Origin of the sequence: Hymenobacter sp. UYP22 (assembly GCF_040547285.1) — a bacterium.
Taxonomy (GTDB): domain Bacteria; phylum Bacteroidota; class Bacteroidia; order Cytophagales; family Hymenobacteraceae; genus Hymenobacter.
Genome location: NZ_JBEPPK010000001.1, coordinates 334,135 through 347,861, shown reverse-complemented (window position 1 = coordinate 347,861; position 13,727 = coordinate 334,135). Strand labels below are relative to the sequence as shown.

14 protein-coding genes are annotated in these 13,727 nt (G+C 59.7%); 5 read left to right on the top strand and 9 right to left on the bottom strand.

Annotated features, from left to right (window positions below; translation table 11 throughout):
* Positions 1-110: 110 nt before the first annotated feature.
* Entirely contained in the window at positions 111-737 is a 627-nt protein-coding gene (locus ABIB60_RS01600; RefSeq protein ID WP_354577244.1) for a hypothetical protein, read from the bottom strand.
* Positions 738-940: 203 nt separating this feature from the next.
* Between ABIB60_RS01600 and proC the strand changes: the two genes are divergently transcribed.
* The 4 genes from proC to ABIB60_RS01580 all read left to right on the top strand — a co-directional run bounded on the left by proC (position 941) and on the right by ABIB60_RS01580 (position 4,887).
* Positions 941-1,744 (top strand): pyrroline-5-carboxylate reductase, encoded by an 804-nt coding sequence (gene proC / locus ABIB60_RS01595; RefSeq protein WP_354577753.1) that lies wholly within the window; start codon positions 941-943, stop codon positions 1,742-1,744.
* Between the two features lie 218 nt (positions 1,745-1,962).
* Entirely contained in the window at positions 1,963-3,201 is a 1,239-nt protein-coding gene (locus ABIB60_RS01590; protein WP_354577242.1) for a bifunctional 3,4-dihydroxy-2-butanone-4-phosphate synthase/GTP cyclohydrolase II, read from the top strand.
* A 114-nt stretch (positions 3,202-3,315) separates the two neighbouring features.
* A complete protein-coding gene (locus ABIB60_RS01585) occupies positions 3,316-4,068 on the top strand; it encodes a hypothetical protein (protein ID WP_354577241.1) in 753 nt (250 codons plus the stop codon).
* A gap of 33 nt (positions 4,069-4,101) precedes the next feature.
* Positions 4,102-4,887: a hypothetical protein gene (locus ABIB60_RS01580; RefSeq protein ID WP_354577239.1), complete on the top strand. Its 786-nt coding sequence runs from the start codon at positions 4,102-4,104 to the stop codon at positions 4,885-4,887.
* A 189-nt stretch (positions 4,888-5,076) separates the two neighbouring features.
* On the opposite strand, the gene ABIB60_RS01575 is transcribed toward ABIB60_RS01580, so the two are convergent.
* From ABIB60_RS01575 to ABIB60_RS01565, 3 genes are all read right to left on the bottom strand, one after another.
* Positions 5,077-6,813 carry a M14 family metallopeptidase gene (locus ABIB60_RS01575; RefSeq protein ID WP_354577237.1) on the bottom strand — a complete coding sequence of 579 codons (1,737 nt, stop codon included), beginning with the start codon at positions 6,811-6,813 and terminating at the stop codon, positions 5,077-5,079.
* A 125-nt stretch (positions 6,814-6,938) separates the two neighbouring features.
* Positions 6,939-7,373, bottom strand: coding sequence for a DoxX family protein (locus ABIB60_RS01570; RefSeq protein WP_354577236.1), 435 nt, complete (start codon positions 7,371-7,373; stop codon positions 6,939-6,941).
* Positions 7,374-7,487: 114 nt separating this feature from the next.
* Positions 7,488-8,186 (bottom strand): hypothetical protein, encoded by a 699-nt coding sequence (locus tag ABIB60_RS01565; protein WP_354577235.1) that lies wholly within the window; start codon positions 8,184-8,186, stop codon positions 7,488-7,490.
* Between the two features lie 146 nt (positions 8,187-8,332).
* On the opposite strand from ABIB60_RS01565, the gene surE reads away from it, so the two are divergent.
* Entirely contained in the window at positions 8,333-9,202 is an 870-nt protein-coding gene (surE, locus tag ABIB60_RS01560; protein ID WP_354577233.1) for a 5'/3'-nucleotidase SurE, read from the top strand.
* Between the two features lie 75 nt (positions 9,203-9,277).
* Here surE and ABIB60_RS01555 read toward each other — a convergent pair whose 3' ends face one another.
* From ABIB60_RS01555 to ABIB60_RS01535, 5 genes are all read right to left on the bottom strand, one after another.
* Entirely contained in the window at positions 9,278-9,451 is a 174-nt protein-coding gene (locus ABIB60_RS01555; protein WP_354577231.1) for a hypothetical protein, read from the bottom strand.
* Between the two features lie 59 nt (positions 9,452-9,510).
* Complete coding sequence (locus ABIB60_RS01550) at positions 9,511-9,786, bottom strand: hypothetical protein (protein WP_354577230.1); 276 nt, start codon at positions 9,784-9,786, stop codon at positions 9,511-9,513.
* A 146-nt stretch (positions 9,787-9,932) separates the two neighbouring features.
* Positions 9,933-10,976, bottom strand: a complete 1,044-nt coding sequence (locus ABIB60_RS01545; RefSeq protein ID WP_354577229.1) for an LLM class flavin-dependent oxidoreductase — start codon at positions 10,974-10,976, stop codon at positions 9,933-9,935.
* Between the two features lie 484 nt (positions 10,977-11,460).
* The gene (locus tag ABIB60_RS01540) at positions 11,461-11,757 is read right to left on the bottom strand and encodes an ArsR/SmtB family transcription factor (RefSeq protein WP_354577228.1); all 297 of its coding nucleotides are present in this window, start codon (positions 11,755-11,757) and stop codon (positions 11,461-11,463) included.
* Positions 11,758-12,230: 473 nt separating this feature from the next.
* The gene (locus ABIB60_RS01535) at positions 12,231-13,559 is read right to left on the bottom strand and encodes an ATP-binding protein (RefSeq protein WP_354577227.1); all 1,329 of its coding nucleotides are present in this window, start codon (positions 13,557-13,559) and stop codon (positions 12,231-12,233) included.
* Positions 13,560-13,727 lie beyond the last annotated feature (168 nt).

The window sequence follows — 13,727 nt, the reverse complement described above, 5'->3', positions numbered from 1 at the left end:
CATTCTGAGCGCAGAAGGACCTTATTACGAAAGCCGTTCATTCGCAATAAGGTCCTTCGCTGCGCTCAGGATGACAGTTCGTCTTTCGGCTCTTAGCTCTAAGTTCTTACTTACAGTTCTGCCAGTTTTTCCAGCTGCATTTGCTTGGCTACCGATTCTACCAGCTTCGTATCTGGCTGCTTATCGGCGGTTACTTTGATGAGAAAGCGGCCCCCTACGGCTAGCATGAGCTCGGCCTGGCGGTCTTTCTTGCGGTAAGTTTCCATGCCGGAGGCTCCGTCGATGCCCAGGGAAGCCGACTTGGTGAGTTGTTCATCATCCTCGCTTTCCAGGCCCAGGCCCAGCATAGCCGAGGCACCCTGGTACAGCTGGTTGGCTCCGTTGTAGTCAATGATTTCCGTTTTCACTGTTACGCTGTCCTTGGTGAACTCGCGGCCGACGGTGGAGAAGGCAATGCCGCTCATTTTCATCGACTGGCCGGTGGGGTTGGCTGCCGTGTAGCCGCTTACATCGGTGGGCAAATAGGCTTGCAACTCTTTGTAAGGCATGGAAAGGGTGTCGCCGCGCTTCACGCGCTCCTCCCGCTGGCTTTTGGCCGCGTCCATGGAAGCTTCCATCTTCTCGCCCGCATCTTTTAGCTTGGAAATGGCCGAGTATGATTCTTTGACTTTCTGCGCCTGGTCGCAGGCGGTGGTGAGTAGGGCGGTGCCAAGCACTGCCAATACCAGTTTGTTCATAGCGTGTGGAAAGAGTGAATATGCGAACCGAAATATATAGGGAAAAACCCGTTGGATTAGTAGCCAATACTCGGGGGTGGGTGCGCAAATCACCATTTTTCAGGGCCTGAGCTGAGCTGGTTACGCTGGTTTTGCCGGATTCCTGCTTATGTTGGGCTGGCTGCCGGGCTCTATTCCAGGTGGCCGCTGCTGCTATGAAACCACTGCGCATTGCTATTCTGGGCTGCGGAAATATGGGCATGGCTTTCGCCAAAGCCTTTCTGCACTACAACCTGGTAGCCCGCCCCGACCTGCTGCTGCTGGGCCGTCACCCCGACCATTGTCAGCGCCTCACCGACACGCACCCGGGCCTACCCGTAGCCGAGCTCAGCCCCGCCGTGGGCGACTACGACGTGGTATTTGTGGCCGTGAAACCCCAGGACTTCGGCAAAGTAGCTCCTAGGCTTCAACCCGTGCTGCGGCCCGGGCAGGTGGTGGTATCCATTATGGCTGGTATTCCTATTGCCCGGCTGCAGCGCGAGCTTGGGCACCGACAGGTGCTGCGGGCTATGCCCAACACGCCGGCACTGCTGGGTATGGGTATCACCGGGTTTTCGGCCTCGCCGGAGGTGGAGCGCAGCCGCCTGCACCAAGTTGAGAACCTGTTGAATGCCACCGGCCGCTCCATTTTTCTGGAAGACGAAAGCCTGCTGGATGCCGTGACGGCCGTGAGCGGCAGCGGCCCGGCCTATTTCTACTACATCGTGCAGGCCATGATGCGGGCCGGGCAGGAACTGGGCTTCTCCGAGTCGGTGGCCGGACTGCTGGTCAAGCAAACCATGCTGGGGGCCTACCACCTGCTCAACACCTCCGATAAAACTCCCGACGAGCTGATTGCCGCCGTGGCCTCCAAAGGCGGCACCACCGAAGCTGCCCTGCGCGAGTTTCGGGCCGGCGGCCTGGCCGAAACCCTCACCGCCGGTATCAAGGCCGCCCAGCACCGCGCCACTGAGCTGGCGAAGGAGTGAAATGGTGATTTAGCGACTGAGTGATTTAGTGAGTTTGATGTTCTAACGGCGCGTAAGGCTCAACAAGAGCGTCAAACTCACTAAATCACTCAGTCGCTAAATCACACTTCGTAACTTCGCGGCACCGCTGCTGGTTGTAGCGGCATTAAGGCGCGGATTCCTGCCCAGGAAATCTGAAATCCGCGCCCTCCACACTCCATCCGTTTAATCCGCGCTCCATGCTGGATTCTATTGAAGACGCCATTGCCGACATCCGCGCCGGCAAAGTTGTAGTAGTCGTTGACGACGAAGACCGTGAAAACGAAGGCGACTTTATCTGCGCCGCCCGCTGCGCCACGCCCGAGGTTATCAACTTTATGGCCACCCACGGCCGCGGCCTCGTATGCGCCCCGCTCATTGAGCAGCGCTGCGAGGAGCTGGGCCTGGAGCTGATGGTGGGCCGCAACACGGCCCTGCACTCCACGCCCTTCACCGTGAGCATTGACTTGCTGAAAAACGGTGTTACCACCGGTATTTCGGCCTCCGACCGGAGCAAAACCATCCTAGCCCTCATCGACCCCGACACCAAACCGGAAGAGCTGGGCAAGCCGGGCCATATTTTTCCGCTCAAAGCCCGTAAGGAAGGCGTGCTGCGCCGCGCCGGCCACACCGAAGCCGCCATCGACCTTTCCCGCCTGGCGGGGTTTGAGCCGGCCGGGGTGCTGGTAGAAATCCTCAGGGAAGATGGGGAAATGGCCCGTTTGCCCGAGTTGCGCGAAATTGCCGACAAGTGGAATCTGAAGTTGATTTCGGTGCAGGACCTGATCAAGTACCGCCTCGAAAAGGAAAGCCTGATTACCCGCGAAATTTCGGTGAAGCTGCCCACCGACTACGGCGACTTCGACCTGATTGCCTACACCCAGCGCACCACTAGTGCTCAGCACCTGGCTCTGGTGAAAGGCGATATTTCGGGCCCCGAGCCGGTGCTGGTGCGCGTGCACAGTTCCTGCGTTACCGGCGACATTTTTGGCTCCTGCCGTTGCGACTGTGGCCCCCAGCTGCACCGCGCCATGCAGCAGATTGAGCGCGAAGGCCGCGGCGTGATTGTGTACATGAACCAGGAGGGTCGCGGAATTGGTCTGCTCAACAAGCTGCGGGCCTACAAGCTGCAGGAGCAGGGCCGCGACACGGTAGAAGCCAACCTGGAGCTGGGCTTTGGTATGGACGAGCGGGACTACGGCGTAGGTGCCCAAATTCTGCGTGACCTGGGCATTAGTAAGATGCGCCTGCTCTCCAACAACCCCCGCAAGCGCACTGGCCTCATCGGCTACGGCCTCGAAATTGTGGACTCCGTAGCCATTGAGGTGGAGCCCAACCAGCACAACGAGCGGTACCTCACCACCAAGCGCGACAAGCTGGGCCACACCATTCTGCACAAGGACCGCACCCCGCACCCGGATACCGCTGCAGCTGAGTAAGACGCCGCCGTAGTGCTACCTCTCTGGGCCCCTGCCGAATGTATTGTTTGGCAGGGGCCTTTTCTTGTGCGGAATAAACAGTAACTATCAGCATTTATTCCACAACCCTACTAAATGTATTTTCCCCTGAAGCGGTACCTCCGTGCCGGGTTATTGCTGCAAGCCGGGCTCCTGCTGTGTTGGGGCGGCCAGGCCCAAGCCCAAACCCACAAAACACCCACCGCCAGTGAGGTAAAAAAAGCAGTGAAGCACTTGGCCAGCTTCCACCAGGGAGAAGCCGATGATGGAGAGATGGCCGGCCGGGTGGCCCGGAAAATAGTAGCGTATTTGAAAACGCACCAGCTGAGCACCGCGGAGGTCACCAAGTTGGGCCTCACGCTGGGGCCGGCTGCCCAAGATGCCGCTCAACTGCGGGTCGGCAGCTTTTCGCATGAATCGGGCGGTACGCGGGGCACAGTGGATAACGTGGTGGTGCAGTGGCGGAATGCGGAAGGGGAGCTATTTGCGTACCACTTACCCATAGAGTGTGCCTTCACCGAATTGTATCCGCTTAGGGCGGTGGGCCGCAACATGTATCTGCTGCTGGGCAACGAAAAAGGCAGCGGCATCTGTCTGGGCTACACGGCTTATGTGCTGGAGCTGAAGGGCAATTATCTGATTCTGGACAACCAGGTCTTCAGCGTCAAAGACCACAGCAACAAGAACGAGCTGACCATCTGTAACGTGGCCATGACGTTCGACACGGGCCGGCAGGTTTTATCCCTGGAGGCAGACGGCGGCCCGGAAAGAGCTGATGTGTATTCGGATGAGCCCTTCACGCCGTTTAAGCTGGCGTTCCGGCAGGGGCGGTTTGTGCGGTTGCCGTAGTCGTTGTTCCATCGAATTTCGTATTCTTCCGATATGAAAAAAATGCTCGGCTGCCTTCTGTTGCTCCTGCTACCCCTGGCTACGCGGGCCCAGCGTGGGGGCGAGGGGTTCACCCAGCAATTCAACCGGGCCACGGTGCTGCTGAGTACCGGCGATACGCTGGTAGGGCCTATTATGCTGCACCGCGCCGAGGAAACCCTCACCATGAGCCTGGCCGACAATACCGTGCGTACCCTGCCGGCCGTGAGTGTGCAGAGCTTTGCCGTGCAGGGTGAGCGGTACGACCGGAGTCGGGAGCGGTTTTACTACGACGATTTTTACGCTATGCGCCAGGGCTACTATTCGGGCAATTCGCTCTATACCATGCCCGTACCCCGCCGCCGGGAGCGACCCGATACAACGCTGGTGCGGGTGTTTCGGGTGTACCGCTGGAACCGGAACAACGACTACAGCGACTTTCGAGCCCCGGGCTTCTTTGAGCAGCTGAGCGGCGGGCCGGTTATTCTGCTGCGGCGGGAGCGGCTGGTGCAGCGGCCTATTTCGGCGGGGGCGAGCCCATACGGTTATGGCTACGGCTACGGCGGGCCCGGACGCACCGTCGGTTTCTATACCGATGTGCAGGATTCCTTTTTCCTGGGCTTGCCCACCGGCACGGTGCTGGCCCTGCGCAGTCCTAAAAAGGATGTGTTGGCCTACTTTCAGGGCCACTCCCGCCGCATTGAGCAGTACGCCAAAGACAATAAGCTGAATTACACGGATGCCCGGGAGCTAGCTTATATCGTGAACTACGCCAACTCATTGGGCGCAGGAAAGAAGTAGATAGGTTTGAGAAGAACGTGATGCAGAGCCGGAGGGGAAGCATCTCATGTGCTGCTGTTGTAACGCTAACCCATCGTCAGCACGCGAGATGCTTCGCCTCCGGCTCTGCATGACAGGTAGCCTTCAGATATCAGCCGAGCGAGACATTCCGCTTCCGCACGCTGCTTTCTTCCGTTAAGAGACACAATCCTATAGCACCCGCAGCACGGGGTAGCGCAGGTGGCTGGCTTCGTAGTGCTCCGACTGGCGGTATACCCAATCCAGCTGGGCGGCCGCGCTGGCGGCAAAGGCGGGGTCGGTTTTCTTCTTCTCCTCTAGCTGGGCACGCAGTTCGGGCTTGCGGCGCAGCAGCTCGGCGGCCACATCCTCAAACACGTAATCCGAGAAATACTCCTTCTGCTGCAGAATGCTGTCAAAAAATCCCCAGGCAAAAAACGAGTCGGTGGCCTGGGGCTCCAGGGTTTCGATGAGGTAGCGCGCGGCCGGCTGGTTCAGGGAAATGACGTAGTCGCCGCGCAGAAAGGGCCGGGGCTGGCGCACGGTGCGCACCTGCACCTGGTTGTGCAGGTAGTGGCCTTCGTAGGGCCGGGCGCCGGTTTTGTAGTCCTGGATGTAATAGGCTTCGCCGTTGATGACGGTATCGGCGGAAAGGGCCCGCATCTGCACGCCCGACAGACGCAGGCGCTCCACCACCTCGCCCCAGGCTTGCGGAATTACGTAGGCGCGGGGCCGCTGCACGGTAGCGGTGGGCCGAAAGGTATTGTAGTAGGGAACAGACTTGGTGTAGGGCGCTTGCCGGTTGTAGGAGAGGCGGGGCAAGCCGCTTACCTCACTGGGCTTCAGGTTGCCCGCGTAGCCCCGAAAGCTGAACCGCTCGGCCTGGGTGGTATCCAGCTTCCAGCCTAGGGTAAATTGCTGCTGAGTGCGGGTTTGTTCGGTGGCGGCGGCCCGGGCTTGGGACAGAGCGGCCCCATCCTGGTGCACCTGGCGGATAAGCAAGTCCAGAAAATCGTAGGTGGCGCGCACCCGGGGCGTGTAGGTTTTGAGCATGTGCGTTTCCGTCACAAACCCAATGGTATTGAACAGGGTGGTGTAGCCGGTAGAGTAGCGGGGCGTTTCCAGGAACCCCACCAGGCCCCGCGCATCGGGCGTGCGACCCTCAAAATCTACGTAGGGCGTCAGATACCACTTCTTTTTATCCATGCCACCGTAGAGGGCTGGTAGCAGCCGCTGCTGCATGTACTGGCTGAGAGCCGGGTGCAGCTTGTCTTTCTGGGTGGCAATGAGCGTCATGGTGTACTGGTAGTCGGCTCCGTTGGAGGTGTGGGTGTCCACGTACACATCGGGCTGCCAGCGCTGAAACAGCTGGGCAAAGCTGCGGGCATTGCGGGAGTCCTGCTTGATGTAGTCCCGGTTTAGGTCGAGGTTGCGGGCGTTGCCCCGGAAGCCGTAGCTTTCGGGGCCATTCTGGTTGGTACGGGTGGTGGAGTTGCGGTTCAGGGAGCCATCCACGTTATAGATGGGAATGAACACCAGCACCACGTCGGCCAACTGGCGGCGCAACTCCTTTTTCTGCACGTAGTCGCGGGCCAGCATCATACTGGCATCAATGCCCTCCGGCTCGCCGGGATGAATGCCATTCTGAATAAACACCACCCGCCGACCTTTGGCCCGCAAGGAAGCCGGGTCAAAATCCCCATCCAATGATACAACTACCTCGTGCAAAGGCCGGCCGCTGTCGGTGAGGCCGGCTTCGCGCAGTTGAATTTCGGGGTAGGCCGCGTCCAGCTGCTGATAGTAGGCAATGCACTCGGCGTGGGTAGTGGTAGTGTTGCCGTTGCCTTTCTCGAAGGGCGTGCGCCAGTCGGGGGCAGGGGCAGCAACAGCGGCGGTAAGGAAAAGAGCGGAGAGGAGAGTAGCCGGCATAGAAACAGGGTTAAGCAGCGCAAAGACGCGGCCAGGGCGCAAAGGTGGCCTAAAAAACAAATGCCACTCCATGCGGCGCACAGAATGGCTTGCTTTTAAGGCTTCAGAAAACCAGGTGGCGCGAACTAGTACAGGCGGCGGGGAGCGGGAAACAGCATCTGGTCGAGGCTGTACTTACCCGGGCCAATAAAGGCCAGGCTCAGAAATAGAATGGCCGATTCCAGGGCGTGGGAGTACTGGTTAAATCCGTCGCCGCTGTGCAGGTGCACGAAGGTGGCCACCAGCATGGTAGCCAGCAGCAGCAGGCAGGTTACCCGGAAAAACAGCCCTATGGCCAGCAACTGGCCGCCTATTGCCTCGGCCGCCGCCGCCATAAATCCCCAGAAAGCCGGCGCAAACTTGATACCCAGCAGGCCCATGGAGCCGCCTATCTGCGTCCAGGCCTCCACGCCGCCCGTAAGCTTGGGGTAGCCATGAATGGTAAACATCACGCCTATTCCAATCCGCAACAGGAGCAAGCCTACATCGTGCGTACGGTAGCGGTTTTCAAACAGGGCCATAGACAGGCAGAATTTCGGACCAGGGGCAACTACAGAAACAAATCCGGCGCCAAACGCACCAGCTTCGCCAAAGTACAATATTTGCAGCTAAATGCAACCCGTAGGTATCAGGCCCTAGCGGTAAAGTAATACCCCGGTGATGCGGGCGGCTGGCGGAATCTCGCTGGATTGAATCTGTTCTGCGGGCTTGTTGGGCAGGGAGTTGGGGTCGACAACCCAGGCCATCTGCACTTGCCCCGATACGGCGGCCAGCCCGGCGGGCGTGTTTCGGATGCGGGTGAGGCCCAGATTCTGGCGGGCGGCCCCGAACGGGGAGCCAACCCCAATGCCCTCGGCCGTGCGGTAGCGGGAGGAGTAAATGCGGATTCGGCGCAGCCGGAAGCCGCCCTTGCCATCCTCTATCATGTGCAGGGTGGAAGCTGGGTCATCGGGGTACTGGGCATCCCGGAGCTGGTAGGCCGGCAGGGTGCGGCCCTGGTCCTGGTAGGTGGTGTCGGTGAGCAGTTGGGCCGGCACCACTCGCTTCAGGCGGCTTTCCGACATGCCCAGCCGCAGGCGGCCAGCCTGGCCGGGGCTTATCAGGTGCAAGGAGTCGGGTAGGGGTGCCCCGCTTTCGGCAGGGGGCAGGGAGGCCGTCCGCGCCACCGAAGCGGAGCCGGGAGTAGTGGGCCCCGGCTTACCGTTGGCGGTGGCAAACGGCGGCGTGCCAGGGTCGGTGGCTGAGCGGGCAGCCGGAGTGGAGTCGCAGCCGGTGAGGCCCGCGCACAAACAAGCCGTAACCGGCAATACAACGGACAAAAAACGGAATTGCATGCAGGCTATACGGGTGTAGTGCCCTGCTTGTTAACAACTCTGGTCCGGCTGCGGGCGTTAGCACAGTTGGCGCTGGCTGCGTACGTAGGCCGTAAGCTTACCTACCTTTGCCCGTACCCATTTGTGCATTTAACTTCCTGTTGCCCGTGACTACAACTGCCCGCAAACCCCTGATTCTGATTTCCAACGACGACGGCATTACCGCTCCCGGTATCGCCATGCTGGTGCGCGTGATGCGCCGCATTGGTGAGGTAGTGGTAGTGGCGCCCAACTCGCCTCAATCGGGCATGGGCCACGCCATAACCATTGGTCACCCCCTGCGCCTGGATGAAAGCCGGATTTTTGAGGGCGTGGAAGCCTATGAGTGCAGCGGCACCCCCGCCGACTGCGTGAAGCTAGCCAAGCACCAGGTACTGAAAAACCGCCGGCCCGACCTGGTAGTGTCCGGCATCAACCACGGCTCCAACTCGGCCGTGAACGTGCTGTACTCCGGTACCATGTCGGCGGCCATTGAGGCAGCCATTGAGGGCCTGCCCGCCATTGGGTTTTCCCTCTGCGACTATGGCCACAACGCCGACTTCTCCCACACGGAGGAGTGGATTGAGCACCTTACCCGCCAGGCGCTGGAGCACGGCATACCGCAGGGTACGGCCCTGAACATCAATATTCCTAAAAACTCGGCTGAGCCCATTGCCGGGGCCCGCTTATGCCGCCAGGCCCGGGCCAAGTGGCAGGAGGAGTTCGACCTGCGCCACGACCCCCACAACCGGCCCTATTACTGGCTGATAGGCTCTTTTGTGAACGAAGACCAGGGCCAGGATACCGATGAATATGCCTTGGCCAATAACTACATTTCCATTGTGCCCTGTCAGTTTGATCTGACGGCTCAGCACGGGCTGCGCGAGATGAACGCCAGTTGGCAGCTGAGTCCCACGCCCAGCGGCCAGCAGGCCCCGGCCCCCAGCCTGGGCAGTGCTGAGCCAGTGCCCGGCGAATCGGCCGAGGGTTTGGGCTAAACCAAGCGGCCTGCTCATGAAACGCGCCCCCGACTGCCTAAAGCGGCCGGGGGCGCGGTGGTTACGGGGTGTTTCCTACCGGCTGGGCAAGGAAACGTGCTTGGGATGAGCGGGCACAGAGTGGCCGGGCTTCTTGACGACTGGCACGGCGGCCAAATGCGGGGTCCTGGGCAGAGCCGGCGGGAGCAGGTAGCCTAGCAGCCATGCCAGCCCCAGCAAAACCATCACCAATAATAGGAGCTTCTTCATAAACGAGGCAGGCAGGTACAAGCCAAACCTACCAGCCCCGGCATGAAGAGCGCGTGAACCTAGCGTTGTGTGGTAGTGGTACGGCGGGCGTTATTCCGCTTCACCACGGCAGTTTTGCGGCTTGCAGCCGGAGCAGGTGTGGTTACGGTGCGGGTTTTATTGGTGGTGTGGTAGTTGCCGCTGGGCGTGGCTACATCGTGGGTGCGCGTGGTGGTGCGTGTGGTGCCGCTGGGGGTAGTTTGCGTGCTGGTGGCAGTGGTTTTCTGCTGCACAGCCTGGGCATGCGCGGTAGTGGCAGCACCAGCCAGTACCAGTAGGGTCAGAAGCTTTTTCATGGGGAATGGAAGAGTGGGAAGTGAATGATAGGCTAAATACGCAGCCTCGTTTCCGGAGTTTAAACTCCACCTTACTACTTCCTCAACGGTGGCCCAGGCCATTACTATGCTGATTAAACCCGTCCTGGAAGGTGCTGCTTCCGAGCCTAGCGGCCCTCGTTCAATTCCGTCATAATCTCGGCAAACAGCCGAGCGGATTTCAGCCGGTCTTCGGGCGCATACATAGTGGAGGCGGTAATAAGCTCATTGGCACCAGTTTCGGCCAGGAAGGCTTGCAGTTGCCGCTTCACAGTCTGTTTGCTGCCCACGAAGGAATATTTCAGCATTTGCTGCACGGCCGGGTGCTGCCACATTTCCTGTAGCTCCTCGCTCATGGCCGTAGGTGGCTGGATGGGTGCCCGCGTGTTGCCAGTCAACAGCCCCACAAACATGCGGATGAGGCTGGTAAACAGCTGCTGGGCCTCCTCATCGGTATCGGCCACGAAGGCATTGAGGGCCACGATGACGTAAGGCTGTTGCAGCACATCCGACGGCGTAAACTCGGCCCGGTAAATCCGCAGAGCGTTGAGCAGGTGAGTAGAGGCAAAGTGGCTGGCAAATGCGTAGGGCAAACCCTGCTGGGCCGCCAGGTGGGCGCTGTCGGTGCTGGAACCCAGGATATAGAGGGGCACGTCGGTACCCTCGGCCACGGGCGCGCGCACAGCCGCCTGCCGATTGGCGGATGAGAAATACGTCTGAATTTTGCCGATTTCCTGAGGAAACGAGTGGGCCGCCTGCATAAAGTCCGAGCGGATGGCCTGCGCGGTTTGCCCATCGGTACCGGCCGCCCGGCCCAGCCCCAAATCAATGCGGCCGGGGTAAAGCTGCGCCAGGGTGCCAAACTGCTCGGCCACAATCAGGGGTGAGTGGTTGGGGAGCATGATGCCCCCGGAGCCCACCCGAATCCGGGTCGTATTCTCGGCTACGTACCCAATGAGCAGGGAGGTGGCGCTGCTGCCCACGTTGTCGGAGTTGTGGTGCTCGGCCAGCCAGAAGCGTTTATAGCCAAGCTCTTCGGCTGCCTGGGCGAGGGCCAGCGAGTGGTGCAGCGTCTGCTGCAGCGTGGTACCCTGCGACACGATGGCCAGCTCCAGCATGGAATACGCCACTGGCTGCGGCTGGCGGCTAGTGTTATTGACGGACGAGGACATGGTTCTGTTTGAAAAGAGAAAGTAAAAATTAGTCGCCTCGGCTGCTTGCATAAAGCGGAAGGCTGCTAGGACAGCTCCAAGCTGCCGCGTAGGGTGTCAGCCGGGTGGTCGTCCTGCAGAACAGGCACCACCAGCTCAATAAGTAGCGCAGGTTATAAAGGTGACTTCCTGCGCCGGCTACACTTGCGGCATGTAAAAGGCTGGGCTCTGGCTAGCGTTGGCGGCTATTGCCGGGTGGTGCCAGCAAGAGTGATTTCACCCCATGCTTTCACTAGTGACGGCCCGCCTCAGCGGCTTTTTTTGCCATATTGGGTGGCTATTGAAGTGTGCAGCGAAGGAATTCTGGCATGAACGGCTTCCCAGGCAGACCCCTGGGAACTAGGGTGTGATGGAGGTGAAATAGCATAAACACATAAGCAATGCCCAATGTTTTGCGTGGCAAAAAAGCCAATCAGACATCGGGGCTGACTGGCGGCTAGAAGGTTTACGTCGTTTTAAGTAGCTGCAGAAAGCTTTCCAGCTCCTGCAGCTTGGCCGGGTTGATGGATAGGTGCTTGGTGCGCCCTTCCTTGGCCGACTCAATCAGCCCTGACTCGACTAAGGCCTTGAGGTGCTGCGACATGGAGGGCTGGCTGATAGGCACGAATTCAAACAAGTCGGCGCACCCCCTGTTCGTTCCTTTGGCAATTTCCTGCAGGATGCGCAGCCGCGTCGGGTCGCTCAGGGCCTTTGCCAATTTAACGAGGGAGTTGGTGTCTACCGGAGCATTTTTTGTATTCATGCGCATGTGCTTATGTGTTGTCAACTGCCGGGGGCACAGAAAAGTTTGGCCTGCTCTGTCGGTCTAATTTGCCAGGCCCGCCAGCTGCCAGGATACCCCGGTTTCTGCAGGGCTAAGCACCCCCTCCAGAATTTACGGCTTCTACGCTCTGTTCGACGACAGCCCGAGCAACTGTTCAACCTGCCTGATTCGACCAACTGATACCGAAACGCATTCTTACAGTGTTGGCTCCAGCTTAACTACAACGGCCAGCCCGTAGGTGGGGCCTAGCTGTCGTGGTTAAGCTGGAGCCAGTACCACAAGGGCGCACGATTATGAACATTGCTGTTACCCTCCGCGTAAACCTGCGCTACTAGGAGGGGACCAGGTGGGTGCAATGCAACCGGAATCAGTAGGGAGGTTACCAGGGAATAATCCAAAGTGGCAACCAGCATTTCCGAGCGGGCACTATTTCCGTTTTTTGCGAGGAAACTCTACGCGAAGTGCAGGGCAAACGTGGTGCCTTGGCCTTCCGAGGAGGTGACAGTAAGCGGGGCCCCATGAAACTCGGCAATGGTTTTGGCAATGGGCAAGCCCAACCCGTAGCCCTCCGGGGCCGAAGCTCCGGCCTGAAACCGCCGAAACCGGTCGAAGAGGTGAGGCAGGTGCTGGGCCGCAATACCCGGTCCCGTGTCCGTTACGGAAAGCCGGTAGCCGCCGTCCGCCATCTTACCCTCAATCAGGATGCTGCCGCCCCAGCGGTTGTACTTCACGGCGTTGCTCACGAGGTTGAACAGCAGCGTGAACAGCAGGGTCCGGTTGGCTTGCGGCACCACGTAATCAGGCTGCAGGTCTTCCAGCAGCTTGATGTCGCGCTGGGCCAGGCGGTCTTCCAGCTCATTCGTCACGTCGGCCAGCACTGAGGCCAGGGATACAGCCTCGTCGCGCAGGTACTGCTCGTTTTCGATGTTGGCAATGAGCAGCAGGGTTTTAACGGTGTTGCGCAGGCGGTACAGAGTCTTCTGCGACTCCACAATTTTGAGGGAGTGGGCGTGGCCCAGGTCCGGGTCCTGGAGCATATTCTCAAACCGGGTTTGCAGAATGCTCACCGGCGTCAGCAGCTCGTGCGAGACGTTGGACATAAACTCCCGCTCCTTTTCAAAGGCCGACTGAATCAGGTGCATCATGTCGCTGAGGCTGTCGTCGAGGCGGCGAAAGTCGGTGGTGCTGGTTTCCAGGGGGGCGAAGGAGAAGCCCGAGGGGTGATGCACGCCCTGGAGCTTGCGCACAATAAGCTGGCGCAGGGGCCGCAGTAGCGCGTGGGCAAACGCCGCATCGGTGAAGATGGTCAGCGCGGCCCCAATCACCAGCACCCACAGGGCCATGCGGCGCAGCGTATCCGTGAGCAGCTCCACGGTGGCCAGGGAGGAGCCGATTTCCAGCCGGTAGTTGCGGCCGGCGGTGGTAAACTGCTGGCTCAGAATGCGAAAATCCTCCACCTGGTTGTCTACCTGCCGGGGCTCGTCGAAGATGCGGGGCGGGTGGGGAGCATGGCGGCCATCGGGGCTGGGCGGCAGGGCCGTAAGGGTAATGTACTCCTGCTTAAGAATGTTGTAGTCGGCGTACTGCTCGCCCTGCACGAAGGCGGAAATACCATTGCGCTCAATCAGCTCCAGCACCTCGGTGCGCTTCTCGTGCAGGCGCTGGTCGGTGTGGGCCACGGCCACCCGGCTCACAATGGGCGGAATCACTACGGCCCCCAGCAGCACCAACAGCAGCTTGGACAGCGCATTGAACAGGGCCAGCTTGGCTTCGAGGCGCATGTAGTTGAAGTGAGAATTATGAAAGAAGCTGGTGAGAAAGACAAAAACCTTATCATCCTGCGCCCGGCTCAGAATGGCAGATTTGCAACCTGAATAGACTTTCCAAGCAGCCGTAAGATGACGCCGTTACAGTAGTCTGCCCGAAGGCAGGTACCAAAGTAAAGTACC

What these genes read in the sequence shown, in the direction of transcription:
- ABIB60_RS01600 (WP_354577244.1), bottom strand. Translation starts at nt 737, where the DNA reads ATGAACAAACTGGTATTGGCAGTGCTTGGCACCGCCCTACTCACCACC.
- ABIB60_RS01590 (WP_354577242.1), top strand. Translation starts at nt 1,963, where the DNA reads ATGCTGGATTCTATTGAAGACGCCATTGCCGACATCCGCGCCGGCAAA.
- ABIB60_RS01585 (WP_354577241.1), top strand. Translation starts at nt 3,316, where the DNA reads ATGTATTTTCCCCTGAAGCGGTACCTCCGTGCCGGGTTATTGCTGCAA.
- ABIB60_RS01580 (WP_354577239.1), top strand. Translation starts at nt 4,102, where the DNA reads ATGAAAAAAATGCTCGGCTGCCTTCTGTTGCTCCTGCTACCCCTGGCT.
- ABIB60_RS01575 (WP_354577237.1), bottom strand. Translation starts at nt 6,813, where the DNA reads ATGCCGGCTACTCTCCTCTCCGCTCTTTTCCTTACCGCCGCTGTTGCT.
- ABIB60_RS01570 (WP_354577236.1), bottom strand. Translation starts at nt 7,373, where the DNA reads ATGGCCCTGTTTGAAAACCGCTACCGTACGCACGATGTAGGCTTGCTC.
- ABIB60_RS01565 (WP_354577235.1), bottom strand. Translation starts at nt 8,186, where the DNA reads ATGCAATTCCGTTTTTTGTCCGTTGTATTGCCGGTTACGGCTTGTTTG.
- ABIB60_RS01555 (WP_354577231.1), bottom strand. Translation starts at nt 9,451, where the DNA reads ATGAAGAAGCTCCTATTATTGGTGATGGTTTTGCTGGGGCTGGCATGG.
- ABIB60_RS01550 (WP_354577230.1), bottom strand. Translation starts at nt 9,786, where the DNA reads ATGAAAAAGCTTCTGACCCTACTGGTACTGGCTGGTGCTGCCACTACC.
- ABIB60_RS01545 (WP_354577229.1), bottom strand. Translation starts at nt 10,976, where the DNA reads ATGTCCTCGTCCGTCAATAACACTAGCCGCCAGCCGCAGCCAGTGGCG.
- ABIB60_RS01540 (WP_354577228.1), bottom strand. Translation starts at nt 11,757, where the DNA reads ATGAATACAAAAAATGCTCCGGTAGACACCAACTCCCTCGTTAAATTG.
- ABIB60_RS01535 (WP_354577227.1), bottom strand. Translation starts at nt 13,559, where the DNA reads ATGCGCCTCGAAGCCAAGCTGGCCCTGTTCAATGCGCTGTCCAAGCTG.